Raw genomic sequence first — 24,896 nt, forward strand, 5'->3', positions numbered from 1 at the left:
TATTATGATGAATAACAAAACTATTAAAATCTAAATTTCTGAAAGGCTCTGTTGCATAAAAGTAGCTATTAAAAATCAACAAACTCTCTTTAAGATAAGCAACTTAACTATACGATTTATCTATTCTATTAATTTTATCTTTGAATTTTTTTTGAAATAGCTATTTGTGAAATAAATATTTATTAACGAAGTAATGGATAGCTAAAAATTAATACTCAAAGAGACAATTCTATTTATAAATATATACATCACTAAAGACTAAAAGTTAGAAGCTGTAATTGAGAACTATTTTTATAACTAAGGTGTCTTATGTGTGCAAACTTTAAACCTATTAAGAAAACACATGCTAATCAATTAAAGTTATTTGAACCCACTTTTGAATATAAGATGGATATTTTCCCAAGTGATGATTGTCCCCTCCTTTTATTGAATCAAAATGAGCTTATGTGGCGAAAAGCTAAATTTGGAATGCTCCCTCCCTATGCCAAAGAAATCGCATTCAAATATGCAACTTATAATGCCAGAACAGAAACTGTAGAACAAAAGCGCACCTTTAAACATGCATGGTTAAATAACCAATTTGCGCTTGTCCCTGTCGAAGCTATTTATGAACCTAAATATATCAATGGAAAAGCACATTGGTATGGTATTTTCCGGCAAGATGGACAACCTTTTACACTTGCTGCGATCTTTGAGGAAACACTTATTGATGAACAGAAAGTGAGATCCATGTCGCTATTAACAATCAATGCTGATCATCACCCTTTTATGAAACAATTTCATAAACCGGATGATGAAAAACGTTCGGTTATTGTGATACCGCATCATCTCAGAAATGATTGGCTCAACTGCACTCATTCTGAAGCAAAAGACTTTTTCTTAGATATGCCTGCGAATGAATTTGCCTCAATGCCGAAAGCTGAAATGAAGAATTATGATTAAATCGGTTTAGTCGACTTAGGTTAGTCAACTTTAAAAACTTATGCTATTCTTCGGGCACTTTTAAATGCCTCAAACTCTCTATACCTATGACACTTACGCCACCTTAAGTTTATTTACGCTTATCTCCTGTAAATAACTCATCACTGTTTAGTGATGTGGTGTAGTCGCTTGTGTTGGTATATCACATCACTAGCCTTTTAAAATTTAGAACTTAGGCTATTTCTCATGTTATCGAATGTCCGAGAACAATGGTTCTCTAATGTCCGCGCAGATATTCTTTCCGGTCTTGTTGTGGGTCTTGCTTTAATTCCAGAAGCAATTGCATTTTCAATTATTGCGGGTGTAGATCCCAAAGTCGGTTTATATGCATCCTTTTGTATTGCCGTTATTATTTCTTTCGTAGGCGGTCGTCCCGCTATGATTTCAGCGGCTACAGGTGCGATGGCTTTGGTTATGACAACGCTCGTAAAGGACCATGGGCTTCAATATTTATTTGCTGCCACGGTATTAACCGGTGTCATACAAATTTTGGCTGGATATTTTAAACTTGCCAAACTCATGCGTTTTGTTTCCAAGTCAGTTGTTATTGGATTCGTTAATGCCCTAGCCATACTCATCTTTATGGCTCAATTACCAGAATTGGTAAGTGTGACATGGCATGTCTACCTACTAGTAGCCATTGGTTTAGGAATTATTTATCTATTTCCCTATATTCCAAAAATTGGAAAGTTCTTTCCCTCGCCTCTTATTTGTATTGTGGTGGTCACATTACTCGCTATTTTTTTAGGTCTTGACGTTCGATCGGTTGGCGATATGGGGTCATTACCAGATACGTTACCTATATTTCTAATTCCGAATATTCCGTTAAATTTAGAAACCCTTCTTATTATTCTTCCATATTCTTTAGCCCTTGCCGCGGTTGGCTTACTTGAATCGATGATGACTGCAACAATCGTTGATGAAATGACAGATACATCTAGTGATAAATTTCAAGAATGTAAAGGTCAAGGTATCGCAAATATTGCTTCAGGTTTTATGGGCGGCATGGCTGGTTGCGCCATGATTGGTCAATCAATGATTAATGTAAAATCGGGTGGTCGTACACGTTTATCCACTTTCTGCGCAGGCATATTCTTACTTATTTTAGTTGTATTTTTAAGTGATTGGTTAAAGGTGATTCCTATGGCAGCTCTGGTTGCTGTCATGATTATGGTATCGATCAGTACTTTTGAGTGGAACTCTCTGACTCAATTTAAAAATAATCCTAAAAGTAGTAATGTCGTTATGATCGCTACCGTTATTGTAGTGGTGGCTACCCATAACTTGGCGCTAGGTGTATTAACTGGCGTATTACTTTCAGCACTTTTCTTAGCAAATAAACTTGAAAACGATATTCGTATAGAAACTTCATTCGAGAATCAAGCTCGTCTATATGAATTAAGAGGTCAAATATTTTTCAGTTCATCTGAAAAATTTATGCAAAGTTTTAACTTTAAAGAAGAAATTAAAGAAGTCATTATTGATCTTACCCACTCTCATATTTGGGACGTGACTTCAGTTGCCATGCTAGATTCAGTAGTAAATAAATTTCAAAAGAACGGTATTAAGGTAACGGTTCGCGGCTTAAATGAAGCCAGTTCAATCATGATTGATAAATACGGTACTCATGCAAAAATCTAAAAAAGGTCCTTCGGGACCTTTTCCAATTTTAAAATTCCTTTATTAAGGTGATTTATATAACAGCCGATTTGGGCTACCAGAAGGATTTTTTACCACATTACTACTTGCTTGATTTAAAAGATTGGTCGAGATGGTCTGAGGTGTTGCAGTAGGTGTACTTTGCAACATTTCAGCTACGACACCAACAACATGTGGAGTAGCCATTGAAGTTCCATTTAAAACTTTAGTTGCTGTATTACTTCCAATCCATGAAGAATTAATCTGGCTTCCCGGCGCAAAAATATCAACGCAGCTTCCATAGTTAGAATAACTCGCTCGAGTATCAGTATCATCTGTAGCAGCGACAGTAATTGCTTTACTCACTCTTGCTGGAGAAGAACTACATGCATCTGCATTAGAATTTCCTGCAGCAACAACCATCACATAACCGTTATTAAATAAGTTTTCTACCGCGCTATCTAAGGATGTGTTCGCATCACCGCCTAAAGACATATTCACCACAGCAGGCTTTTTACCATTTTTTAATATCCAATCTAACCCTGCAATCACGTTACTCGAAGCACCAGACCCATCACATCCTAAAATTCGTATTGGTACTAAACTTACGTTTTTAGCAACACCATACGTACTGCCACCAACTGTTCCTGCTACATGAGTACCATGTCCATTACAATCTGTTGTACCATTTCCGTCAGATATCGCGGTATAGCCACTTAATACCCGCCCAGAGAACTGTTGATGTGTAGATAATATTCCGGTATCAACAATATAAGCTGTTGTGCCCGAACCTGTTTGTAAATATGAATAAGCTGAATCTAAAGGTAAAGTTTTCTGATCAATACGGTCTAAGCCCCAATCTGGATTGCTTTGTGTAGTTGCATCAATTTTCATGACTGTGTCATTTTCTACTGAAAGAACTTTGGGATTTTTTTTCATGGCTTCAACAAAAGCAGTACCCGCAACATCGGGTAAATAAATTGCAAATCCCTTAAGTACAGTATCGTAAGTCTGTAATATCTTTCCCCCATGTTCTTTAGCAATACTTTGTGCAAAATCATTAGAAGGGCCAACATCCTTATTAAGAATAACAATATATTGGTTTTTAATAATTCCTTTTGCTTCAGAGGAACTTAATACAGAATTTGTTGTAGCAGGTGCTGCATGGACTAGATTGACGGCGGCCATTGATAAGAAAGCAGCCGATATTTGGCAAAATTTCATAAAAAATCTCCATATTTTTTACTTCAGACATCGTTGTTATGATCAATACAGTCTTTATATTTAGAGGTTAAAATTTTTTAGAAAGGAATTTTTATTATATTCTCCATGTATTATAACCAAGTTATATTTTCATAAAACTTGGGTCTATACAATACTCTTATCTTTTTCAATTAAAAGTGAGAACCAGTTCAAATAAATTAAAAAATCGAAGATTATTTTAGTCTATTGATAATTTAGATTAATTGGGATGTATAATGTAAAAATATATAATCATTAAAAACAATATAAATGTAGAAATAATGAGATATGTTCCAATGGTGTTAAAACTTCTTAAAAATTTCCAGATATCCATAAATAAAATATAAAACAGTGAATTATATAAATTTTTGCAAATTTCAATCCTAGCTTCAACCAAAATAAATTTACAATTTCTTTAACTATACGTATTTAGTATTAAACATGTAAAGATATATTAAAAAAGTCTTTATTACTTACCGATTATAAAAATTTTAAATGATCTTAAATATATAATACAAATACCAAAATTAATAAAACCTATAATTTTTTAATTTTAGTTCTGGCAACTCAACCGTACATCCTGCTAAATGATGTCTACAGTTAACACTATATTCAATAAAACCACCTTTAATAAAGTAATTACAATGCCCATACATAATTATGAGCTGATCAAAAGTTGGTTTTTCCAAATCATGATTAAAAGTCCACTGGTTACCATTAGAAAAAGGATAATGTACAGGAATATAGTGAAGATACCCGCAACCTGGACACATATGTTTATACATGCCACCTTCAAAATATTGTACTTTCATAAAGGCTCCTTTATAAATAAAAAAACCAACTCATGAGAACCGACTAAATTAATTACTTTCAAATGCTATATATATTATTTAATTATTTTTATAACTTTTATTTTCTTATATTTTATCGAGCCTATATGACAAACTCATGAATGATTAGTCAGCTTATATTTTAATTAATCTATTTATTAAATGATAATTCAAGTTAAATCATGAAAAGAAAATCCTAATTTATTTCTTATTTTTCACAGGTCTATCTTATTCTTTCATATTAATCTTTGGATAGATATTATAGTTACAGAACCCTTTATCTTATTGTTTTTAAAAGTCAAATAAAAAAGTCCGCATCTTGGGAAGCTACGGACTTAAAAACTCAACTAAACAACAGCTAAACAATTTATTGTCTAGTGAGAAAGCACTATCTTTTTAATCTAATTAAGTTCCACTGTTAGGTCAACAACAATAAATAATTTCTATAAAAAAACAGGTTAAGATGTGATTCACCTCACACTTTATCTTTCTATTTTATAAAATTAATTAATCATACAATCACATTGCATATATTGTAATTCGACTGCTTAAACTAATATCGACTTAAAATAGTGCTCTAAAATAGAATAATGATTAATTTTAGGAATAAGCTTAAAAGAAAAAAAATCCTTATCTTGCTCTTTTTTAATTTCAAAATAATTTTGGCTTTGCCATTTCAATTCTTCGAGCTCAAGTTCACCACAGAAAATTGAACATGGGATAGTAATTCGATCACTGTGATGAATAGGACTATATTTTAAGATATCTTCGCTTGAAAGATTGAGAGCATGGTTTAAATGAGTGCTCTGTATAGGCCTTAAGTCATAAATCCCACTTAACAACACCATCTCAGATATGAGTGGATGGCCTAATGACGAAGCAGCCAGATGCGCCCCTGCCGAATGCCCAACCAAAATCACCTCGTCGGTTCGCCAGTCTTGCTCTCGAATAAAATTGAGAGCTTGATTAACTTGAGAAACAATATCTGAAATTTTGCTTTCTGGTGCCAGATCATATTCTAAAAGAACACACTGGGCTCCTTTTGCTAGAACATACGGTACGATGAATCCAAAATCTGATTTATCACACCATTGCCAATAGCCGCCATGAATAAAAATAACAGTCTTTTTGGCTTGCTCTAATGGAAATAAATCTAAGGTTGATCTTGGGTGTTTGCCATATTGAATATCTGCAATATGAGTAAATTCTTGGTAGCTCTGTAAACTTGTTCGTTGAAATTCTGCCAATATCTCATGTTCATTGGCCACAGTTCTAGCATTGTCATAGGGTGTCATAGGTCTCTCACTTCAACGATTCTTTATGAGCATTTAAGGCAAGCTTGGCTGACGAGCGTTTTAAATAGTAGAAAACCGTAAGTACAACAACTAATGGGACTCCAAATTGTAAAGTTGACTTGAATTCATTAGTAAACCATGTGGTGACTGTGATACTTAAAATTGCGATTAACCCCAACAGTGAAATTAACTGGCTCGCTGGAACCTTAAACTTTAACTGCTGGCCTTGTTGTGCTATTTTCCGTCTAAAAAACATATGCGTAACAAAAATACTGCCCCAAGTGAACAACGCACCAAACATAGATAAAGCAATCATGATTGGGAAAGCAGAGGCTGGATTAATCGTATAAACAATACTTGCAATACCAATACCCACTGCTGACAATAGCAATGCATTAATTGGTACGCCATTATGACTAATGCGACCAAATAATTTCGGTGCATCACCTGCGCGTGACAAGCTAAATAGCATACGTGTCGAGATATACAACATACTATTCATGGCGGATAAGGCCGCGACAATTACAATAAAATTTAAAATACTGTCCGCATATGGAATACCTACAATTTTCATTACCATCACAAAAGGGCTGGTCGCATCGGCTCCAATTAAAGTTATCCAAGGAACAAGTGCCACAATGAGAAATAAAGACAGTAGATAAAATAGGATTAAGCGAATTGCAGTACTTTTAAACGCTTTCTTAACGGCTCTTTCCGGATCTTTAGCCTCACCAGCCGCAACAGCGATCATTTCAATACTTAAATAACTAAATATTGAAATAATTACTCCGATCCAAACTCCACTAAAACCATGAGGAAAAAAGCCACCATGCTCGGTTAAATTAGAGAGAACCTGTTCTGTTCCTCCATGACTTTGAGTCAAAATACCAATTGCTAAAAGAATAAATACAATAATTGCAAAGACTTTTATTGTCGAAAACCAATATTCAACCAATCCAAAAGCTTTAACGCTATATGCATTAACCACAAGCAAAGTCAGCGAGAAAAAAGCGATCCAGACCCAAGAGCGTACATCTGGAAACCATAATTTCATATAGTCAGCAACTGCTGTAATTTCTGTACCGACCGCTAATACTATACATGCCCAATAACAATAACGGACTAAAAACCCAGCAAGAGGACTTACATAATGCTCAGCATATGCTCCAAATGAGCCTGACGTAGGATGCTGAACTGTCATCTCAGCCAAACAAGCCATAATAGCAAATGCGATTAAGCCACCAATGGCATAGCTCACGATGACAGCTGGCCCAGCAAAGCTAATTGCAAACTTGCTTCCCATGAACAGCCCTGTACCAATCGCTCCACCAATTGCAATCATTCCCATCTGTTTTGCGGATAATTTTTTATGTAAACCCGCTTCTCGATTTTGTATTTCATCAAAACTGCTCATAGGCCCTCCTAGCCATTCTTCTGATATTAACCTTTAACGATCAGGTCACTTCACTGCGCACCAGATAACGCTCATTCTTCCATTCACTATTCAACATAATCTGCTTAAGTTGCTGTACAGCATTCCAAATATCTTCGAAACCTAAATATAGAGGTGTAATTCCAAAACGTAATACTTCCGGCTCTCGATAATCCCCAATCACACCACGAGCAATAAGCGCCTGAATAATTTCATAACCAAACTCATGTCTATAACTGACATGGCTGCCGCGATATTTATGGTTTAAAGGTGTAATCAATTCAAAACCAAACTGAGGACATTCTTGTTGAACAAGTTGAATAAACAAATCAGTTAATTTGAGGGATTTCTCGCGTATTTGTTGCATATCAGCTTGCAAGAAAATATCGACGCCACATTCGATTAGACTCATCGAAATAATGGGTTGAGTTCCACACAAATAACGACGAATACTGTTAGCTGGTTCATAGTGCTGAGCCATATCAAATGGTTTTTTGTGCCCCCACCAGCCTGATAAAGGTTGCCAGAACTGATCACGATGCTTTCGATTTACCCATAACAATGCTGGAGAACCTGGGCCGCCGTTTAAGTATTTGTAAGTACAACCAATCGCAAAATCACTGTTGCTCTGATTAAGATCCATAGGCACCCCACCAACCGAGTGACATAAATCCCAAATAATCAAAGCATCTTTAGCGTGAATTTGTTGATTGATAGTCTCCATATCATAGAAATATCCAGTCCGATAATTCACATGAGAAAGAACAACGACAGCCACATCTTTTGCCAAAACACGAGATAGATCATCGGCCCCATCAATCAACTCAACTTGATAACCTTGATTAATCAAATCGATAAAGCCTTCAATAATATAAATATCGGTTGGGAAAGCATCTTTTTCTGCAACAATAATTTTACGTTCTGGAAATTTTTCGGCTTGAATTTTTACCGCTGCCGATAAAACTTTGAATAAATTTAACGTCGTTGAGTCCGAAATAACCACTTCCCCTTTTTCGGCACCGATAAGCTGCGCGACTTTATCTCCGAGTCTAGTCGGTAGCCCCCACCAATCTGCTTTATTCCAACTATTAATGAGGTCCTCGCCCCACTCTTTTGAAATAATGTGCTGAGCAACCTCTAATGATTTCTTTGGTCTTGCACCTAAAGAATTACCATCTAAATAAATGACATTTTCTGGCAGTGCAAATTCATCTTTAAACTTTTTGAGTTCATCTTCCTGATCCCAATAGAGGCATTGTTCGCGAGTAATCATTTGTTATTTCACCTATTTTCAACATTTCCTTTGTATTTGAATTTTATCACGCCAATTCTTTCGATTTATTCGATAATATTTGATTAAAATTTGCTATTTTCGTATAAAATTCGAATTAAAATTAAAAAACATGGATGAAATTCGAAAATGAATATAGATGCAATCGACCTAAAAATTCTGAAGTATTTACAAGATAATGCTCGGTTAAGTAACCAAGAACTGGCCGATCTGGTTAACCTTTCGGCTTCAGCTTGTCATCGGCGTGTTAAAATTTTAGAAAGCAATGGTGTAATTGAAAAATATCAAGCGAAAGTTAATTATGAAAAACTAGGCATAAAAATTGAGGCAATTGTCGAAATAAAACTTGCCCAGCTAACAGAAAATGATCATAACTTCTTTTTAAGTCAGATCAAAAATTTTGATGAAGTCATTAATGCATATATTATTACTGGCGAATCTAATTATGTTTTACACGTGGCGACCAAAGATTTGAGTTCTTTTTCTCATTTCGTTATTAATACCTTAAATAAAATAAAAGGTGTAGTCAGCATTAATTCCAAGATCATTTTACAGAAGATTGTGCAAAAACCACTTTGATCCCTCATTTTCAATTAAAGAGCCATCTCATGATCGAAACAAAACGTTTAATTTTAAGACAGTGGAAAGAAAGTGATTTTGAGCTATTTATAACAATGGGCTTAGATCAAGATGTTATGCAATTTTTCCCAAATCTTTTAACACCCCAAGAAAGCCTTAATTTAATCCAAAAAATTTCATCTCTTATCCAAGAAAAAGGTTGGGGCTTTTGGGCAGTAGAATTAAAAGAAACCCATCAATTTATCGGGTTCATTGGTCTACACAGCCAACCTGAACAATTTGACTTTTCTCCATGTGTGGAAATTGGGTGGCGGCTTGCAAAAGAATTTTGGAAACGAGGTTATGCAACAGAAGGTGCAAAAGCAGTTTTAGATTATGGTTTTAATATACTGAATTTAGATAAAATCGTTTCATTCACCGCTACGATTAATACCCCCTCTCAAGCTGTCATGAAAAGACTTGGAATGCACAAAGTTAAAAACTTCGAACATCCTAAAGTTCCTCTTCATCACGAATTAAGAGAACATGTGCTATATGAAATCACGAATACTTACTCATCAAAATCATAGCCAACAGAGGTTGAACATTCCCAATATTCATTAAGTTTATCTGCTATTTCTTCTTTTTCCATGGTGGTAAGTACATAAAAAAGTTTAGCCTCTTTATTCTTTCTTAGAATTAATAAATTGTAATAATCATACTCAGGTCCATTCAGCCCTAAGGTAAGTTGTGACTCACAATGTTTTTCTGCTTTGTAGTGCCACTCAAGTTTATAAGTATCAAGGCCATCTGCAGCATTGATTACGATACCGTCATTGGTTCCACCAATAAATCCAATTTTCATTGCTTTCTCTAAGTTCTTATAGGAATAATTTTAAATATAACTTTAAATAAGTATCCTTCAATTTATAAAATGTTTGTCAATACGTATCCTATGTAAGCAAATTTAATCTTAGGAGCTAAAAACCTTAAATAAATTTTAAATATTTTTAATTTAAGGAAGGAGTTTTCTACTAACACTGTCTCATTATTATTTTTTGTTTTACCAAATTCCGCGTTATAATTTCAAACCATTTATCTCTCCTATCCATCCTATGAAGCTATGTAAATTTTAGAGAATTATGGGATGTAGCTTTAAATTAGTTTGAGTATTTATAAGTTTATTTAATTTATGATTTTAAAAGGATATATGGTAAATGTGTCTTAAAAATTTTGCTATAAATGATTTTGGAGATATTTAAAAAAATGTCTAGAATCATAATGTTTGACATGGACGGAACACTCTTAGATCTCGCTTTTGATGATTTCATATGGAATGAATGTCTTCCTGAACGACATGCAAAAACACATCAACTTTCTCTCTCCAAGAGCAAAGAAAAGCTATATCAATTTTATCAATCACATCGCCATACGCTTGTTTGGTATTCATCAACCTATTGGACTAAAACTGTAGGCGTTGATGTACTCAAATTACAACAAGAATTTCAATCTAAGATTCAAGCTCGTTCTGGCTGCATTGAGCTTTTGCAACAACTTAAAGAGCAAGGATACATGTGTTGGCTCGTGACTAATGCAGACCGCGCGAGCTTACGCTTAAAACTCGATAATATTGCGATTGAACATTTCTTTGATGTCATCATATCAAGTGAACAAGTAGGTTATGCCAAAGAAGACGTCAATTTTTGGCAAGAACTCCAAAGATTACATCCATTCAATCCAGATGAAACGATTTTTATTGACGATACGGCTCCCGTATTAAAAACGGCAGAAAAATTTGGTATTCAACACTTGTTTACTATCTCACAGCCCTCAAGTCTAAAGGATATAAAACAGCATCAAGATTTAGAATTTAAAGCACTAGATCGGCTTACAGAATTGCTGTCTATATTGAATGAAATTGATAGAAAGGATAATGATGTCAAAATTGCCTGAAAACGATGCTGTAGAGACCATGCGTGTTGACAAATGGTTATGGGTTGCTCGTTTTTTTAAAACTCGTTCAATTGCTAAAGCCGCGATTGAAGGAGGTAAAGTACATCACAATAATGAGCGTGTAAAAGTTTCCAAAGAAATTCGAATTGGAATGGAACTTATTATTCAGCAAGGGTTTGATAAAAAAACTGTTGTGATAAAAGGCCTTTCGAACACACGTGGTCCAGCTCCAGTCGCACAGCAACTTTATGAAGAAACCGAAGTGAGTATTGCTAGACGGGAGTTGATTGCATCACAACGAAAATTGCATAATCTAGCTCGACCGGACCATAGACCGAGTAAAAAAGATCGTCGACAAATTAGTCGGTTTAAACAGGAGAATGATCAACATTGGTCATACGGTGATGAATAAAAACGTCGAGTTGTGTCGCACACACACATACAACACATAGAAGCTATAGAAAAAATCTGTCACTATTAACCTAGTGAAACAAGTTGAGATTCAATGCATCCACTTGGGTTAAACGTGATGAACATAGAGTATTGAGGTTTTTGAGATGGATGAGAATAAAAGCAAAGCATTACAAGCCGCGCTAAGTCAAATTGAGAAACAATTTGGCAAAAATACGGTGATGCGTCTCGGTGACAACACTGTTCAAGCTGTTGAAGCCGTATCTACAGGCTCTTTGACTTTAGATATTGCATTGGGGATTGGCGGTTTACCAAAGGGTCGTATTGTCGAGATTTATGGTCCAGAATCTTCTGGTAAAACCACAATGACTCTACAAGCGATTGCCCAATGTCAAAAAGCTGGTGGTACTTGTGCATTTATCGATGCAGAGCATGCATTAGATCCACAATATGCACGTAAACTTGGTGTAGACATTGATAACCTGCTTGTATCACAGCCTGATAACGGTGAACAAGCGCTCGAAATTGCAGATATGCTCGTTCGCTCTGGCGCAATTGATATGATTGTTGTCGACTCAGTCGCTGCCCTTACCCCTAAAGCAGAAATTGAAGGCGAAATGGGTGACTCTCATATGGGCTTGCAAGCTCGTCTAATGAGTCAGGCACTTCGTAAGATTACGGGTAATGCTAAACGCTCAAACTGTATGGTTATTTTCATTAACCAGATCCGTATGAAGATTGGGGTAATGTTTGGTAGTCCAGAAACTACAACTGGTGGTAACGCATTGAAGTTCTACGCTTCTGTACGTTTAGATATCCGTCGTATTGGTCAAGTAAAAGAAGGCGATGAGATCGTCGGCTCTGAAACCCGAGTTAAAGTGGTTAAAAACAAAATGGCTCCTCCTTTCAGAGAGGCTATTTTCCAAATCCTATATGGTAAAGGCACAAACCAGCTAGGCGAACTTGTAGATTTAGCTGTACAACAAGATATCGTACAAAAAGCAGGTGCTTGGTATTCATACCAAGGTAATAAAATTGGTCAAGGTAAGAACAATGTTATTCGCCACTTTGAAGAAAATCCTCAAATGGCTGGAGAGATTGAACGTAATATCCGTGAACAGTTGTTAACAACAGGTACTAATACTGCTCAAGTTGAAGATGAAGAAGAAGCTGATCTTCTACTAGAATCTTAATTATTCATGAGCCTTAAAACGCCCTTCGGGGCGTTTTTTTACAAGGGAATCCCAATACCATGTTCAAAAGAACTGAAGAACAGTCTCAACAAAGAGCTTTGCTTACAGGTCAACGTTTACGCTCTTATGCTTTTGCTTTATTGACTCGTCGAGATTACTCCAAGGCAGAGCTTACTGAAAAATTAACTCGTTATGCACAAAACCCTGAAGAGGTTAAGCAACTTGTTGAAGAATTATCTGAACAAAACTATCAAAGTGATCAACGCGTTGCGGAATTAACATTAGCTAGCCAGATTCGTAAAGGCAAAGGTCCCAAACGTATTAAACAAGCTTTAAAAACAAAACAAATTGAAAATGATTTAATTGCGGATGAAATTCATAATATTGATTGGGTAGAACAGGCTTATCAACTGAAAGTGAAGAAATTCGGTGAAGAAGTAGAAAAAGACCCTAAACTTAAAGCAAAACAAATGAGATTTTTACAATATAGAGGATTTGATTTAGATGTAATTATGAAAGCAATCCAACGGAGAGTGGATTAAAAGAATGGTGGCAGCCCCACTAGCAAAACTTCGGCACATCATAGATCTGCTACCGTTGCTACCTTCCGGTCCTGGCGGGGTTCACAGAGTACAATTGCGAAGCCACCAGCGGGGCTACCATTGCAAAACAGAGTATAGAGATTTTTAAAATAGTTGCAAGCCTTCTTCACAGTTTTAAGCAAGTTTATGTTTCAATTGATTAATTCATCAGCAAAAAGCCTTAACTTTCTATACTTATCTCCCATATATTCTTTCTTGTATCTAATTTTGGATAAAATATGCTTGAAGATTGTAAACTATTCTTGCATTTATATTGTTAGCTGTTTTAATTGCATTGACCAATTAAAATCTTAGTTAGATAGTTAAGTGAATAGTTTATATATTCCTTTTTTAAGTTGGCTTTTACATAAAATTATGGACCTATACTCATGCGATTGATGAAGCATTCTTTCTTATTTATTGCCTTAATGAGCACTACCTCTCTCTATGCCAACATTCCAATTGAGTCTCGCGGTTTAAGCCAAAGCGGTGGTAGCGCAACTAATACTTCTTCTAATAATGTTTCGGTACCTAGTAATTTAAACTGGGAATTAATGCAAAAAAATCAACAATTAGAAAATGATATACGTACCCTACGTGGGCAGTTAGAAGAACAATCAAATGATATTGAACAATTGAAAAAAGATCTATCTAATCGCTACACAGACCTAGATCAGCGCCTAGAACTCCTTAATCAGAAAGTTGATCCTGAAAGTACACAATCAGATAATCCAACGAACAGTGATGCTCCTGCTACGGCAAACACAGAAACTCCTGTAGTTGAAAACAAAGTAGTGAATGCTGCTCCAACAAGCACCCCATCCACTACTCCCCCATCCCAACCGGAAGCCTCACAACCACCTTCACAAAACCAATCAAACCCTATAGAGCTTGAAAAGGCAGCTTACACTGTAGCTCTGGATGCCTATAAGCAAGGTGGTGCAAAAAAAGCGATTGCTCCAATGCAGAACTTTATCAAAAACCATCCTAATAGCGTCTATACAGGGAATGCCTATTTCTGGTTAGCCGAGTTTAATTTAGCAACTGATCCAGTGAATTATAATGAAGCTAAAAAGAACTACAGTGTAGTAGCAACTCGATATCCAAATTCGAGTAAAGCTCCACGCGCCCTTTATCAACTCTATAGCATTGCTAAAGATGTCGATAAAAACACAGCTTCAGCAAACCAATATAAAACTAAAATTTTAAGTCAGTATCCAAAATCTGAAGAAGCCAATTTTTTTAATAAATAATAATTTTAAGAAAAAAAAGACACTGCAAAATGCAGTGTCTTTTTTTTAATATATTTTCTTAACGCACAATACCACGTTCTGACTGTTCAACAGAGTCAATTAGTAATTGAGCTTCAGGAACATTCGGAAGAATATCATTTTTAATCTGCTCAACAGCTTGAACAGAAGTAAGACCTGATTTAAAAATTAATTTATAAGCCTCTCTGAGACCTTGAATTGTATTCTTAGACCAACCCTTTCTACGCATTCCTTCGATATTAATACCGAATGCATGAGCTGGATTACCAGAAGCCATAACGTAAGCTGGCACATCTTTTAAAATTAGTGATGCTCCACCCACCATACTGTAAGAATCAATTTTACAGAATTGATGAATACCAGAATTACCACCAATAATGATGTGATCACCTATGTGTACGTGCCCAGCAACACCAACGTTATTCGCGAAGATATTGTGATCACCAACAATACAATCATGTGCAATATGTGTATTAACCATCAATAGGTTATGACTTCCTATTTTAGTTAAAGCATTATCTTGCACAGTTCCTCTATGTAAACTGCAATGTTCACGAATTAAATTATGATCACCAATCTCTAACCAGGTTTCTTCACCTTGATATTTCAAATCTTGGCAAACCTCACCAACACTTGCGAACTGGAAAATCTCATTATTTTGACCAATTTTGGTAAAACCACCCACCACTACATGAGAATGAAGTTTAGTACCCGCACCAATCGTCACATTTGGACCGATAACGCAATAAGGTCCTATCTGGACATCTGGAGCAATCACTGCAGATGGATCAATAATGGCCGTAGAATGAATTAAGTCGTGATTGCTCATGCCTGCTCTGTTTTTTGGTGTGAAATCATAATTTCAGCGGTTGTTGCTACAATACCATCCACGGTAGCCGTACAATTATATTTGTAGATACCGCGTTTTTGCATTACTAATTCAGATTTTAATACAAGTTGGTCACCAGCAACTACTTGTTTTTTAAATCTAACTCTTTCCGCACCAGCAAAAAGAAATAAAGAGCCAGGTTTTGGCGTTTCGTTGTTCATAATAAACCCTAAAACACCTGAAACTTGAGCTAATGCTTCAACAATTAAAACACCAGGCATAATTGGATATTCTGGGAAATGTCCCTGTAGGAACTCTTCATTGATAGAAACATTTTTATAACCAACAATACTATTGTCAGTAACTTCAGTCACACGATCAACCAATAAGAAAGGATAACGATGCGGCAAATATTGACGAATCGTTTGAATCTGCATTGGTAATTCAGGGATGGCAAATTTAGGTGTAGTTGACTCGGTCATAATATTCTATTTACGCAAATTAAAGGTTGATTCAAGAGACTCTATTTGAGCTTGTATATGATCAAGTCGTTTAGTGATTTGGGTCAATGGCACATCTGCTAATTGTCGCAAGCGTACAATTGTCTTTTTCCAATGGCTATTTTCAAATAATCCAATTCCCGAAGAGTAAGTACCAGGTTCAGAAATATTTTTTGTGACCATTGACATTCCGGTCAAAGTCACGTTATCGGTAATAGAAAGGTGCCCTGATACACCGCAAGCCCCTGCTAGAATACAGTTTTTGCCAATTTTAACGCTACCAGCAATTCCGCATTTAGCAGCGATAGCTGTATTTGAACCAATATGAACGTTATGCGCGATTTGCACAAGGTTATCAATAATTACCCCATCTTCCAAAATGGTGTTATCGAGTGCACCTCGGTCAATACTACAATTTGAACCAATGCGGACATCATTACCAACAATAACTGAACCTAATTGAGCAATGCGATGCCACTTTCCTTGATATGGCGCAAAACCAAAGCCTTCACTACCAATTACAGTACTTGCGTGAACTCGCACACGATCAAATAATTTAGATTCACCAGTAATTGTGACATGAGCATCAATAAAACAATCTTTTCCAATTTCCACATTATTATCCAATCGAGTATGAGACTGAATAATGGTGTTATCGCCTACCACACAATTTTCGCCAATTACGACGTAATGACCAATATATGCTGTTTCGGAAATGATCGCAGAAGGATGAATTTGAGCTGTACTTTCTATACCTACCGATGTGATTTTTTTATCAAACACATGAGTAAGTATGGCAAAAGCTAAATAAGGATTATCAACAATAATAAAATTTTGTTTGTCAGGAAGCTGTTCTTTAATAAGGCTCGTAACAATGTACGCACCCGCACGGCTAGCCTTTGCTTGATCAATATACTTTTCGCCATTCACGAAAGCAATTTGATGAGTTTCAGCATTTTCTAAACTTGCTAAGTTTATAAATTGAAGACTACCCGTACCTACTAGCTCACCATTTACTAGGTGAGCTAGTTCATCTAAACGATAATGTTGCACTTTCATTAATTTATTTCATTGAATTAACCTTTTGTATCATTTTATCAGTTAAATCATATTTAGCGTCATAGGCAACGGTTGAATTTTTATTCAAAATGAAATCAAGATTATTTTCTTTTCGTAATTGTTCAGCTGCTTGCTTCACACGAGTCTCAAAAGTTGAGTTCATTCCTTGCAGACTAGTTTGAACTTTAGACTGCAAACCTTGTTGAGTAGAATTAAATTCATTGAGTTTAGTCTGATATTGTGCCTGAAGCTTTTTAATATCATCTTCTTTCATTTTTTGCCCTTGAGTTTGGGCTTGACGCTGAAGGCCTTCCAACTCTTTACCCAACTGCTCAAGACGAGTTGTTGTTGGCTTAACTGATTGATTTAAACTTGCGTTTTGTTGTTTCAAATAAGAACTGCTTTCAACAACTTTAGCAAGATCAATAACACCATAACCAGCAGCATTAGTCATTGCAGAAACTGTCAGACCTAATCCTAACATTAATATATTTAATTTTTTCATTTAAATTTGTGTCCTTATTTCATGTTTAGTCAAGTCGTACTTAGAAAGTACGACCGATTTCAAACTGGATCTCTTTAGTTTCATCACCAGGCTTATCATTTAGAGGGAATGCATAGCTAAGAGATAATGGTCCAATCATAGTAATCCATGTAAAACCAACACCTACGCTATAACGCATATTACCTAAGTCGAAACCATAGTTATCTTCACAGTATTTTTTAGCATCTGCGATTTGCTGGCCATTCATAATCATAGAATAAGAACCAACGTCGCACTTGGTATCAAACACTTGACCGCCTTCAGCAAAAATGACTGGTCTCACTTGACGAGTCCAGTCCCCTTTGAAAGGTAACGGTAAAGCAAGCTCTGTACCAAACTGGACTAAAGCATTACCACCCACTTCTTCTGGAGAACCATCATTTTTTTGCTCTTCTTGTAAATTCACGCTTGAATATTTCGGACCCAAGGTGCTGTTATCATAACCACGAACAGAACCATAACCACCCGCATAGAAGTTTTTATAGAACGGCAAATCATTACCATAGCCAAGCTTACCATAGCCACGTAATACAAAACCTGTACTACCGATTGGGAAGAATGCTTGAGCATCATAAGTCGCTTTTTGATAGTCGACATCACTACCAGGTAAACCAATTTCTAAGCCTACTCGATGAGACATCCCTGATGTAGGGAAAATTGGACGGTTTAATGTGTTATATGACCAACCTAAATTTAAGTTGTAAGTAAAGAACTCACCTTCAAAAGCGTTGTCATAAGTTATTGGATCAGTCTTACACTTGATTTCGATAATATTACCCTGTTCATCTTTTACAGGATCTTGCTGATCTATTGGACAATAACTCTCTTTACCTGTTGCCTTACCGCCATTTGCTAACAAGTAGTCACGTACATATGTAGAAACATAAGGGCCAGTCGTTACTTTAGTATTATCAATACCTAAAGAGGCACTTAGACTTTGGTTTTCATCAATTGGATAACCAAAACTTAAACTACCACCGAAACTATCGGTAACATAGTTATTAACGTTATAGTCATCATTCAGTTTCGTTTTACGATAATAAACGTTATAACCGCGGCTTACTCCATCAATCGTGAAGTAAGGGTCGGTAACACTTAAATTATAGTAGTCTTGAGTTTCAGAGCGAGATAAATCGATCGCAACACGATTACCTGTTCCCATAAAGTTAGTTTGACTCAAACCTGCTTGGAATGTGATACCACCACTTTGTGAGTAACCTACCGCTAATGTTGTAGTTCCCGAGTGTTGTTCTTCAACATTTACGTTTAAATCCACCTGATCTGGTGAGTTTGGAATACGAGCTGGTTTAATATCAACTGTTTTAAAGAATCCTGTACGCTCTAAACGAACCTTAGACAAATCAATTTTTTCATTGCTGGCTAAAGCTCCTTCCATTTGACGCATTTCACGACGCAATACTTCATCGGCAGTTTTACTGTTACCTGTAAAATTAATACGACGCACAGTAACTTGCTGACCTGGATTCACATAGTAATTTAAGTCAACAACACCTGTATCATTATTAATTTGCGGAACAATATTTACATCTGCAAAGTAATAACCAGCATTACCATATTTACGCAATAATAATTGCTTAACGGCATTTACTTTCTCTTGCGAATAAGTGTCACCATCTTTATAGATTTTTAAAGCTTGTAACTCTTCTGGCTTATAAAGTGCATCACCTAAAAATTTGGTTTGTCCAAATTTAAATTGACTACCTTCCTCTACAGCAACTTCAATAAAGATGTTCTTCTTATCTTCACTAATATTAAGCTGTGAGTTATTGATATGAAAATTGATATAACCCTTATTCAGATACATCGCACGCAAAGCTTCAAGGCTCGCTGCCATTTTCTCTCTAGCATAACGGTCATTACGAGTTACTATTGAAGCCCAACCGCTTTCTTTAACTGCGAAAGCTTGTTTAATTTCACTGTCTTTAAAAACAGTATTACCAATAATATTGATATTAAAAACTTTAGCCGCCGTACCTTCATTAAAATTTAATTTAAGTTCAACACGGTTATTTGGACGAGCTATCGTATCAACAGTTACATCAGCATCATAACGGCCTTGCTGGGTATATTGCTGCTCTAATTCAGTTTCAATTGTTTGTAAAGCTGACTTCTTAAAAACTTCGCCTTCAGCAATACCCATTTTTTTGAGGCCTTGTTCTAAAGCCTCTTTAGGAATAAGTTTGTTACCCTTAAATTCAAGCTTTGAAATAATTGGGCGCTCTACGACATTAAAAACTAAAGTATCGTTGTCTCTTGATGCTTTAATATCATCAAAAAGTCCAGTGGCATACAATGTTCGAATTGCTTCTGCGATCATCGGTTCATTAACGCGATCGCCACTGTTGATTGGCAACATGGTAGAAACATTTGCAGGAGTAAGACGGACCAAACCATCTACACGAATATCTCGAACGACGAAATCATCAGCTGCATATGCTTGTTGTACCGCTGCCATAGCGCTAACAAGTGCCAAAGGCATTAAAAAATGTGTGTGCCGCATGCCAGTTTTTTCCAGTAAGTTATAAATCCATATACGTTTACAAACGCATAAAATCGTTAAATAAAGCTAAAAGCATCATACTACCGAGCAGTACCATACCAATTTTTAGACCAAACATTTGTATTTGTTCAGAAACAGGCTTACCACGAATAGCCTCAATAATGTAATAAACGAGATGTCCACCATCTAGCATTGGAATTGGCAATAAATTTAAAATTCCAAGACTTACACTCATTAAAGCCATAAATGAGATAAAAGTCTGCCATCCCATTTCTGCACTTTGTCCCGCTACTTTAGCGATTGTAATTGGTCCAGAAAGATTCTCTAGACCAATTAATCCCTTAACCATTTTTACTATTGAACTCAATATCATGCTAGAGATTTGACCAGTTTTCTCTAGTGACATCTCGAAAGCTTGTATTGGAGTATATTGAATTGTTTGCTTATATTCGTCAGGAATTGTAATTTTTCCTGCATCACTTTTCACACCCAAAACACCACTCACTTGCCCCATGTTATCTCGTTTTCCTTGAGGCATGACTTGTAAATGGACTAATTGACTATTACGCAACACATCAATATTGAGTAATTTTTCTGGAGAATGTTGTACGACCTCGACAACATCGAACCAGTCTTTCATTGCCTGACCATTAATTGAAACAATACGATCACCTACTTTCATTCCTTGACGAATTGCAGCTCCATCTTGAGTCAATTCAGTAACAACAGCAGGAATAACAGGACGATATGGTAAAAAACCTAACACATCTAAGGCTGATTCATTCTGGTTTTTTAAGAAGTCTTTAATTGGTAAAACAATATTTTTTTCAGTACCTGCACGGTCTACATCAACATTTACAGTGCCAGTTTCACCTACACGATCAATTAAAGCAAAGTTAAGTTTTTCCCAAGTTTGCGTTTCTTTTCCATCAACAGCAATAATCTTGTCACCGACTTGCATTTGTGCAGTTGCTGCTGGTGAGTTTGGTATAACTTTACCGACTCTAGTGTTCAGTTGCTCTTGTGCAGGTAAAAATAAGATCCAGAAAAGCAAGACAGCAAAAATCAGATTAATTAATGGACCAGCTGCAACAATTGCTATACGTTTCCATGGCTTTTGGCGGTTAAATGCATAAGGTAAATCTTGCTCTGCAACATTACCTTCACGCTCATCAAGCATTTTTACATAGCCGCCCAATGGTAAAGCTGAAAGTTGATATTTGATGCCAGATTTTTTTGATGTCCACTTGAGTAATGTAGGTCCAAAACCAATGGAATACACTAAAACTTTAACGCCTAGTTTTCGTGCCACCCAATAATGACCGAACTCATGAATTGCAATTAAAGGACCAAGTAAAAGAGCCGCTGCTGCAATCATAAATAATGCACTCATTTCAGCCTCCTATACTTGATATATATTGCTGCGCTACATGTCGTGCTATTTCATCTTTAGCTAAAATACACTCAATATTTTCAGCAACTGAATTTTCCAATTTTTGCAAAGTATGCTCTACCACTTGTGGGATATTTGTAAATCCAATCTGTTCCTTTAAAAATGCAGCAACAGCAACTTCATTTGCAGCATTTAAAATAGTAGGCGCCAAACCTCCCGCACGCATTGCCTGACGAGCTAAATCAAGTGCTGGGAATTTTTGAATATCTGGCGCTTGGAAATTAAGCTGAGAATATTCAAACAAATCTAAAGCAGGAACACTCGTCTGTAAACGCTCAGGCCATGCTAAAGCATGTGCAATTGGCGTACACATATCTGGATTACCCATTTGCGCCAATGTTGAACCATCCACATATTGCACCATAGAATGAATAATACTTTGTGGATGAACAACAACTGTAACAAAATGTTCAGATATTGAAAACAAATGACATGCCTCGATCAACTCCAACCCTTTATTCATAAGAGTAGCTGAGTCAACTGAGATTTTCTGTCCCATAGACCAGTTGGGATGCTTACAAGCCTGTGCAGGAGTAACTTTTTCTAATTGTTCTAACGAATGGTTTAAAAATGGTCCACCTGAAGCGGTCAATAAGATTCTTGATACACCCTGTTGAGGTTGTCCATTTCTTTCAGCTTCTAAATAGTTATGAGGCAATGACTGAAAAATAGCGTTGTGTTCTGAATCAACTGGCAATAACAACGCCTGATGATCACGTGCTGCTTGCATCATGATTTCACCAGACATAACCAAAGCTTCTTTATTAGCAAGCAATACGCGTTTACCAGCTTTCACAGCAGCTAGAGTTGGCAACAAACCTGCAGCACCAACAATTGCAGCCATAACAATATCAACATCTGGATGAGATGCGATACTTACTAACCCTTCCTGATTAGTCAAAATCTCAATATTTTGTAATTCATTTTCTACAAATAAAGCTGCTAATTCATCAACTTTTTGCTTTGGAACAACTACAACTTTTGGTTGGAATTGTTTGCAAATTTCAACCAACTCAGAAATTCGACTATGAGCTGAAACCGCAAACACTGAATACTTATCAGGATGTTGATTTAAAATTTTTAAGGTACTTTGACCAATGGAACCGGTTACACCTAATATGCAAACAGATTGTGTCATCTATAAATCTACACCAATAAGTTTTAATATATACATTCCCGTTGCAAAGATCGGGGCTGCAGCAAGTAAAGAATCAATACGATCTAACACACCACCATGACCTGGTAAAACACGACCAGAATCTTTAATACCGGCACGACGTTTAATCATTGATTCAAATAAGTCACCTAAAACTGAACCAAATACCGTAATTAACGACAATATAAGAAACAGAATTTGCTGAATTAAAGTTAAATTTAGATAATGATATTGCACAACCACCATTATTACTACGGTCGTAATAATACCACCATACAAACCTTCCACTGATTTATTAGGGCTTACAGTCGGAGCTAGTTTTCTTTTTCCAAATTTACGACCAACAAAGTAAGCACCACTATCCGCGCCCCAAACGAGCAAGAACAGATACATTAACCACCATGGTGAACTTTGCCATACTACAAAAATTGATGTTACCGCAGCGCAGACTAAAATTATGCCAATCACATACAAGGTTGCATTATACCAGCCATCAAATTCAGGAAATGACTTAACCCAATATACACTGACAATCCAAGTCAAAATTGAAGCAGACCACAAAAGTAATGCAATATCATGGAAAAATAGGGCGACACCTGAAACAAATGCAACAAGCAGACCGTAACACCAAGCTTTAGGTTTTACAGCATTTGCAGTTTCGTGAGGCATTAATTTATACCACTCATACCCCGCTACCCCTGCTGCAACAATCATAAGAACCAACATTGGATAATGTGATTGCGTAGCAAACATACAGCCTAAAACAACTGCAACAAGTACCAATGCGGTAACAATCCGCTCTAACATTATAAATTCTCTATTTTCTCTTGCTGAATTTGTTCAGATGTTTTGCCAAAACGACGTTCACGCCCTGAAAAAACATTCAATGCATGATCGAACTCTTTTACTGTAAATTCTGGCCATAAAGCTTCGGTAAAATACAGTTCCGCATAAGCTGCTTGCCACAACAAGAAATTAGATATGCGATAATCTCCGCCTGTGCGGATTAGCAAGTCCACAGCCGGCAGATCGTTTAGACTGACATATTTTTCGAACAAATCAACATTTATTTGATCAGCACTAAATTCACCACGGGAAACGGCCTCTGCAACCTGTTTTGCTGCATTAGCAATGTCCCACATCCCACCATAGCTTATTGCAATGGTTAAGGTCATAGTGTCATGGTGTGCTGTCTGTTGCTCTGCATCTTCCATTAAGGCAACTAAGTGTGAGGATAATCGAGAACGATCACCGATAAAACGTAAAGCAATATTAAATTTCTTCATGCGAGGAATTTGCTCATGAATACTTTCTTCCAGAAGCTTCATAAGCAGATCGACTTCATACTGCGGTCGATTCCAATTTTCACTTGAAAATGCAAAAACAGTTAAAGCACGAATACCAGTTTTTTTACAATGTTCAACGATAGGATCAAGAACATTTTTACCTTCCCGATGCCCATCACCTTTTTGCATTTGATTTTTTTTTGCAAAGCGGTTGTTGCCATCCATAATGATGGCAACATGCTTGGGAAGATGATACTCTTCAGAATCGGTCATAAAAATTAGACCTTCATCAATTCTGCTTCTTTCGCTGCAAGACGCTTGTCTACTTCTGCAACATATTTGTCAGTAATTTTCTGAATATCGTCACCTGCACGGCGCTCATCATCTTCAGAAATTTCTTTTTCCTTCAATAATGCTTTGATATCACCTAAAACATCACGACGAATATTACGAATCGCAACTTTTGCATTTTCAGCTTCATTACGTGCAACTTTTTGCATATCACGACGTGTTTCTTCAGTTAATGCTGGTAAAGGCACACGAATTGCATCTGCTGTAATCGGGTTTAAACCAAGATCACTTTCACGGATTGCCTTATCAATAGCTGAAACCATTGTACGTTCAAATGGCTGAACAATAAGTGTACGAGAGTCTTCAATACCCACGTTTGCTACTTGATTTAATGGCACATCAGAACCGTAGTAAGGAACCATCACACCATTTAAGATTGATGGGTGTGCACGGCCGGTACGAACTTTAGCAAACCCGAGTTCTAAAGACTCTAGAGTTTTTAACATACGCTGTTCGCTGTCTTTTTTCAGATCGTTAATCATATGATCTACCTTACTTATTTATTCAAAGATATATTTAAC

At 36.3% G+C, this 24,896-nt stretch carries 26 protein-coding genes and 1 other RNA gene; 9 read left to right on the forward strand and 18 right to left on the reverse strand.

Annotated features, from left to right (window positions below; translation table 11 throughout):
- The first annotated feature begins 309 nt into the window (after window positions 1-309).
- Window positions 310-942, forward strand: a complete 633-nt coding sequence (locus ACT53H_RS00350) for an SOS response-associated peptidase family protein (RefSeq protein ID WP_476008341.1) — start codon at window positions 310-312, stop codon at window positions 940-942.
- Between the two features lie 225 nt (window positions 943-1,167).
- A complete protein-coding gene (locus tag ACT53H_RS00355; RefSeq protein ID WP_174732437.1) occupies window positions 1,168-2,622 on the forward strand; it encodes a SulP family inorganic anion transporter in 1,455 nt (484 codons plus the stop codon).
- Window positions 2,623-2,664: 42 nt separating this feature from the next.
- Here the strand turns inward: ACT53H_RS00355 and ACT53H_RS00360 are convergent, their stop codons facing one another.
- The 6 genes from ACT53H_RS00360 to kynU all read right to left on the reverse strand — a co-directional run bounded on the left by ACT53H_RS00360 (window position 2,665) and on the right by kynU (window position 8,691).
- Window positions 2,665-3,843, reverse strand: coding sequence for a S8 family peptidase (locus ACT53H_RS00360; RefSeq protein WP_004791896.1), 1,179 nt, complete (start codon window positions 3,841-3,843; stop codon window positions 2,665-2,667).
- A gap of 238 nt (window positions 3,844-4,081) precedes the next feature.
- Complete coding sequence (locus tag ACT53H_RS00365) at window positions 4,082-4,195, reverse strand: hypothetical protein (protein ID WP_228128898.1); 114 nt, start codon at window positions 4,193-4,195, stop codon at window positions 4,082-4,084.
- 193 nt (window positions 4,196-4,388) lie between these two features.
- The gene (locus tag ACT53H_RS00370) at window positions 4,389-4,673 is read right to left on the reverse strand and encodes a ubiquitination-like system serine protease family protein (RefSeq protein ID WP_476008342.1); all 285 of its coding nucleotides are present in this window, start codon (window positions 4,671-4,673) and stop codon (window positions 4,389-4,391) included.
- Window positions 4,674-5,239: 566 nt separating this feature from the next.
- Window positions 5,240-5,986 (reverse strand): alpha/beta hydrolase, encoded by a 747-nt coding sequence (locus tag ACT53H_RS00375; RefSeq protein ID WP_353156050.1) that lies wholly within the window; start codon window positions 5,984-5,986, stop codon window positions 5,240-5,242.
- A 7-nt stretch (window positions 5,987-5,993) separates the two neighbouring features.
- A complete protein-coding gene (locus ACT53H_RS00380) occupies window positions 5,994-7,400 on the reverse strand; it encodes an amino acid permease (RefSeq protein WP_476008343.1) in 1,407 nt (468 codons plus the stop codon).
- 40 nt (window positions 7,401-7,440) lie between these two features.
- Entirely contained in the window at window positions 7,441-8,691 is a 1,251-nt protein-coding gene (kynU, locus tag ACT53H_RS00385) for a kynureninase (protein ID WP_238611543.1), read from the reverse strand.
- Between the two features lie 147 nt (window positions 8,692-8,838).
- Here kynU and gigD point away from each other — a divergent pair, with 147 nt between their 5' ends.
- Entirely contained in the window at window positions 8,839-9,288 is a 450-nt protein-coding gene (gigD, locus tag ACT53H_RS00390) for an Lrp/AsnC family transcriptional regulator GigD (RefSeq protein WP_238611544.1), read from the forward strand.
- A gap of 29 nt (window positions 9,289-9,317) precedes the next feature.
- The gene (locus ACT53H_RS00395) at window positions 9,318-9,857 is read left to right on the forward strand and encodes a GNAT family N-acetyltransferase (protein WP_174760077.1); all 540 of its coding nucleotides are present in this window, start codon (window positions 9,318-9,320) and stop codon (window positions 9,855-9,857) included.
- Here the strand turns inward: ACT53H_RS00395 and ACT53H_RS00400 are convergent.
- A complete protein-coding gene (locus ACT53H_RS00400) occupies window positions 9,839-10,132 on the reverse strand; it encodes a hypothetical protein (protein ID WP_004791883.1) in 294 nt (97 codons plus the stop codon). The two genes, ACT53H_RS00395 and ACT53H_RS00400, sit on opposite strands and share 19 nt — an antisense overlap.
- 401 nt (window positions 10,133-10,533) lie before the next feature.
- Here ACT53H_RS00400 and ACT53H_RS00405 point away from each other — a divergent pair, with 401 nt between their 5' ends.
- The 4 genes from ACT53H_RS00405 (at window position 10,534) to ACT53H_RS00420 (ending at window position 13,366) form a co-directional block, all read left to right on the forward strand.
- Window positions 10,534-11,220 (forward strand): HAD-IA family hydrolase, encoded by a 687-nt coding sequence (locus tag ACT53H_RS00405; RefSeq protein WP_476008344.1) that lies wholly within the window; start codon window positions 10,534-10,536, stop codon window positions 11,218-11,220.
- Entirely contained in the window at window positions 11,204-11,632 is a 429-nt protein-coding gene (locus ACT53H_RS00410; protein WP_476008345.1) for an RNA-binding S4 domain-containing protein, read from the forward strand. The genes ACT53H_RS00405 and ACT53H_RS00410 overlap by 17 nt, the downstream gene beginning before the upstream one ends.
- A gap of 145 nt (window positions 11,633-11,777) precedes the next feature.
- On the forward strand, window positions 11,778-12,824 hold the full coding sequence (recA, locus tag ACT53H_RS00415; protein WP_151963014.1) for a recombinase RecA: 1,047 nt from the start codon (window positions 11,778-11,780) through the stop codon (window positions 12,822-12,824).
- Between the two features lie 59 nt (window positions 12,825-12,883).
- The gene (locus tag ACT53H_RS00420; protein ID WP_192453971.1) at window positions 12,884-13,366 is read left to right on the forward strand and encodes a regulatory protein RecX; all 483 of its coding nucleotides are present in this window, start codon (window positions 12,884-12,886) and stop codon (window positions 13,364-13,366) included.
- A 14-nt stretch (window positions 13,367-13,380) separates the two neighbouring features.
- On the opposite strand, the gene ffs is transcribed toward ACT53H_RS00420, so the two are convergent.
- Window positions 13,381-13,477, reverse strand: an RNA gene (gene ffs / locus ACT53H_RS00425) — signal recognition particle sRNA small type.
- A 317-nt stretch (window positions 13,478-13,794) separates the two neighbouring features.
- Here ffs and ACT53H_RS00430 point away from each other — a divergent pair.
- Window positions 13,795-14,658: a YbgF trimerization domain-containing protein gene (locus ACT53H_RS00430; protein WP_476008346.1), complete on the forward strand. Its 864-nt coding sequence runs from the start codon at window positions 13,795-13,797 to the stop codon at window positions 14,656-14,658.
- Between the two features lie 58 nt (window positions 14,659-14,716).
- On the opposite strand, the gene lpxA is transcribed toward ACT53H_RS00430, so the two are convergent.
- The 10 genes from lpxA to frr are packed head-to-tail and all read right to left on the reverse strand — an operon-like array spanning window position 14,717 to window position 24,857.
- Window positions 14,717-15,505 (reverse strand): acyl-ACP--UDP-N-acetylglucosamine O-acyltransferase, encoded by a 789-nt coding sequence (gene lpxA, locus ACT53H_RS00435; protein WP_003652175.1) that lies wholly within the window; start codon window positions 15,503-15,505, stop codon window positions 14,717-14,719.
- Window positions 15,502-15,987: a 3-hydroxyacyl-ACP dehydratase FabZ gene (fabZ, locus tag ACT53H_RS00440; protein WP_003652176.1), complete on the reverse strand. Its 486-nt coding sequence runs from the start codon at window positions 15,985-15,987 to the stop codon at window positions 15,502-15,504. Before fabZ ends, lpxA begins: the two co-directional genes overlap by 4 nt.
- Window positions 15,988-15,993: 6 nt before the next feature.
- Complete coding sequence (gene lpxD / locus ACT53H_RS00445; RefSeq protein WP_004791867.1) at window positions 15,994-17,064, reverse strand: UDP-3-O-(3-hydroxymyristoyl)glucosamine N-acyltransferase; 1,071 nt, start codon at window positions 17,062-17,064, stop codon at window positions 15,994-15,996.
- A 4-nt stretch (window positions 17,065-17,068) separates the two neighbouring features.
- Window positions 17,069-17,569 carry an OmpH/Skp family outer membrane protein gene (locus ACT53H_RS00450; protein WP_151963016.1) on the reverse strand — a complete coding sequence of 167 codons (501 nt, stop codon included), beginning with the start codon at window positions 17,567-17,569 and terminating at the stop codon, window positions 17,069-17,071.
- Window positions 17,570-17,609: 40 nt separating this feature from the next.
- On the reverse strand, window positions 17,610-20,129 hold the full coding sequence (gene bamA, locus ACT53H_RS00455) for an outer membrane protein assembly factor BamA (RefSeq protein WP_476008347.1): 2,520 nt from the start codon (window positions 20,127-20,129) through the stop codon (window positions 17,610-17,612).
- Window positions 20,130-20,166: 37 nt separating this feature from the next.
- On the reverse strand, window positions 20,167-21,522 hold the full coding sequence (gene rseP / locus ACT53H_RS00460; RefSeq protein ID WP_474770915.1) for an RIP metalloprotease RseP: 1,356 nt from the start codon (window positions 21,520-21,522) through the stop codon (window positions 20,167-20,169).
- A gap of 1 nt (window position 21,523) precedes the next feature.
- Window positions 21,524-22,720, reverse strand: coding sequence for a 1-deoxy-D-xylulose-5-phosphate reductoisomerase (ispC, locus tag ACT53H_RS00465; protein ID WP_312821793.1), 1,197 nt, complete (start codon window positions 22,718-22,720; stop codon window positions 21,524-21,526).
- Window positions 22,721-23,545, reverse strand: coding sequence for a phosphatidate cytidylyltransferase (locus ACT53H_RS00470; RefSeq protein ID WP_476008348.1), 825 nt, complete (start codon window positions 23,543-23,545; stop codon window positions 22,721-22,723).
- The gene (uppS, locus tag ACT53H_RS00475) at window positions 23,545-24,297 is read right to left on the reverse strand and encodes a polyprenyl diphosphate synthase (protein WP_004791854.1); all 753 of its coding nucleotides are present in this window, start codon (window positions 24,295-24,297) and stop codon (window positions 23,545-23,547) included. The genes ACT53H_RS00470 and uppS overlap by 1 nt, the downstream gene beginning before the upstream one ends.
- A gap of 5 nt (window positions 24,298-24,302) precedes the next feature.
- Window positions 24,303-24,857: a ribosome recycling factor gene (gene frr / locus ACT53H_RS00480; RefSeq protein WP_004791853.1), complete on the reverse strand. Its 555-nt coding sequence runs from the start codon at window positions 24,855-24,857 to the stop codon at window positions 24,303-24,305.
- Between the last annotated feature and the right edge of the window lie 39 nt (window positions 24,858-24,896).

It is taken from the genome of Acinetobacter sp. DMC2, from assembly GCF_056314305.1.

Coding starts and splice junctions, on each gene's coding strand:
- gigD (WP_238611544.1), top strand. CDS start 8,839: ATGAATATAGATGCAATCGACCTAAAAATTCTGAAGTATTTACAAGAT.
- ACT53H_RS00350 (WP_476008341.1), top strand. CDS start 310: ATGTGTGCAAACTTTAAACCTATTAAGAAAACACATGCTAATCAATTA.
- lpxA (WP_003652175.1), bottom strand. CDS start 15,505: ATGAGCAATCACGACTTAATTCATTCTACGGCCATTATTGATCCATCT.
- lpxD (WP_004791867.1), bottom strand. CDS start 17,064: ATGAAAGTGCAACATTATCGTTTAGATGAACTAGCTCACCTAGTAAAT.
- ACT53H_RS00370 (WP_476008342.1), bottom strand. CDS start 4,673: ATGAAAGTACAATATTTTGAAGGTGGCATGTATAAACATATGTGTCCA.
- ispC (WP_312821793.1), bottom strand. CDS start 22,720: ATGACACAATCTGTTTGCATATTAGGTGTAACCGGTTCCATTGGTCAA.
- ACT53H_RS00400 (WP_004791883.1), bottom strand. CDS start 10,132: ATGAAAATTGGATTTATTGGTGGAACCAATGACGGTATCGTAATCAAT.
- bamA (WP_476008347.1), bottom strand. CDS start 20,129: ATGCGGCACACACATTTTTTAATGCCTTTGGCACTTGTTAGCGCTATG.
- ACT53H_RS00420 (WP_192453971.1), top strand. CDS start 12,884: ATGTTCAAAAGAACTGAAGAACAGTCTCAACAAAGAGCTTTGCTTACA.
- ACT53H_RS00405 (WP_476008344.1), top strand. CDS start 10,534: ATGTCTAGAATCATAATGTTTGACATGGACGGAACACTCTTAGATCTC.
- ACT53H_RS00395 (WP_174760077.1), top strand. CDS start 9,318: ATGATCGAAACAAAACGTTTAATTTTAAGACAGTGGAAAGAAAGTGAT.
- ACT53H_RS00380 (WP_476008343.1), bottom strand. CDS start 7,400: ATGAGCAGTTTTGATGAAATACAAAATCGAGAAGCGGGTTTACATAAA.
- recA (WP_151963014.1), top strand. CDS start 11,778: ATGGATGAGAATAAAAGCAAAGCATTACAAGCCGCGCTAAGTCAAATT.
- kynU (WP_238611543.1), bottom strand. CDS start 8,691: ATGATTACTCGCGAACAATGCCTCTATTGGGATCAGGAAGATGAACTC.
- uppS (WP_004791854.1), bottom strand. CDS start 24,297: ATGACCGATTCTGAAGAGTATCATCTTCCCAAGCATGTTGCCATCATT.
- fabZ (WP_003652176.1), bottom strand. CDS start 15,987: ATGACCGAGTCAACTACACCTAAATTTGCCATCCCTGAATTACCAATG.
- ACT53H_RS00470 (WP_476008348.1), bottom strand. CDS start 23,545: ATGTTAGAGCGGATTGTTACCGCATTGGTACTTGTTGCAGTTGTTTTA.
- ACT53H_RS00360 (WP_004791896.1), bottom strand. CDS start 3,843: ATGAAATTTTGCCAAATATCGGCTGCTTTCTTATCAATGGCCGCCGTC.
- ACT53H_RS00365 (WP_228128898.1), bottom strand. CDS start 4,195: ATGGATATCTGGAAATTTTTAAGAAGTTTTAACACCATTGGAACATAT.
- rseP (WP_474770915.1), bottom strand. CDS start 21,522: ATGAGTGCATTATTTATGATTGCAGCAGCGGCTCTTTTACTTGGTCCT.
- frr (WP_004791853.1), bottom strand. CDS start 24,857: ATGATTAACGATCTGAAAAAAGACAGCGAACAGCGTATGTTAAAAACT.
- ACT53H_RS00375 (WP_353156050.1), bottom strand. CDS start 5,986: ATGACACCCTATGACAATGCTAGAACTGTGGCCAATGAACATGAGATA.
- ACT53H_RS00410 (WP_476008345.1), top strand. CDS start 11,204: ATGTCAAAATTGCCTGAAAACGATGCTGTAGAGACCATGCGTGTTGAC.
- ACT53H_RS00450 (WP_151963016.1), bottom strand. CDS start 17,569: ATGAAAAAATTAAATATATTAATGTTAGGATTAGGTCTGACAGTTTCT.
- ACT53H_RS00430 (WP_476008346.1), top strand. CDS start 13,795: ATGCGATTGATGAAGCATTCTTTCTTATTTATTGCCTTAATGAGCACT.
- ACT53H_RS00355 (WP_174732437.1), top strand. CDS start 1,168: ATGTTATCGAATGTCCGAGAACAATGGTTCTCTAATGTCCGCGCAGAT.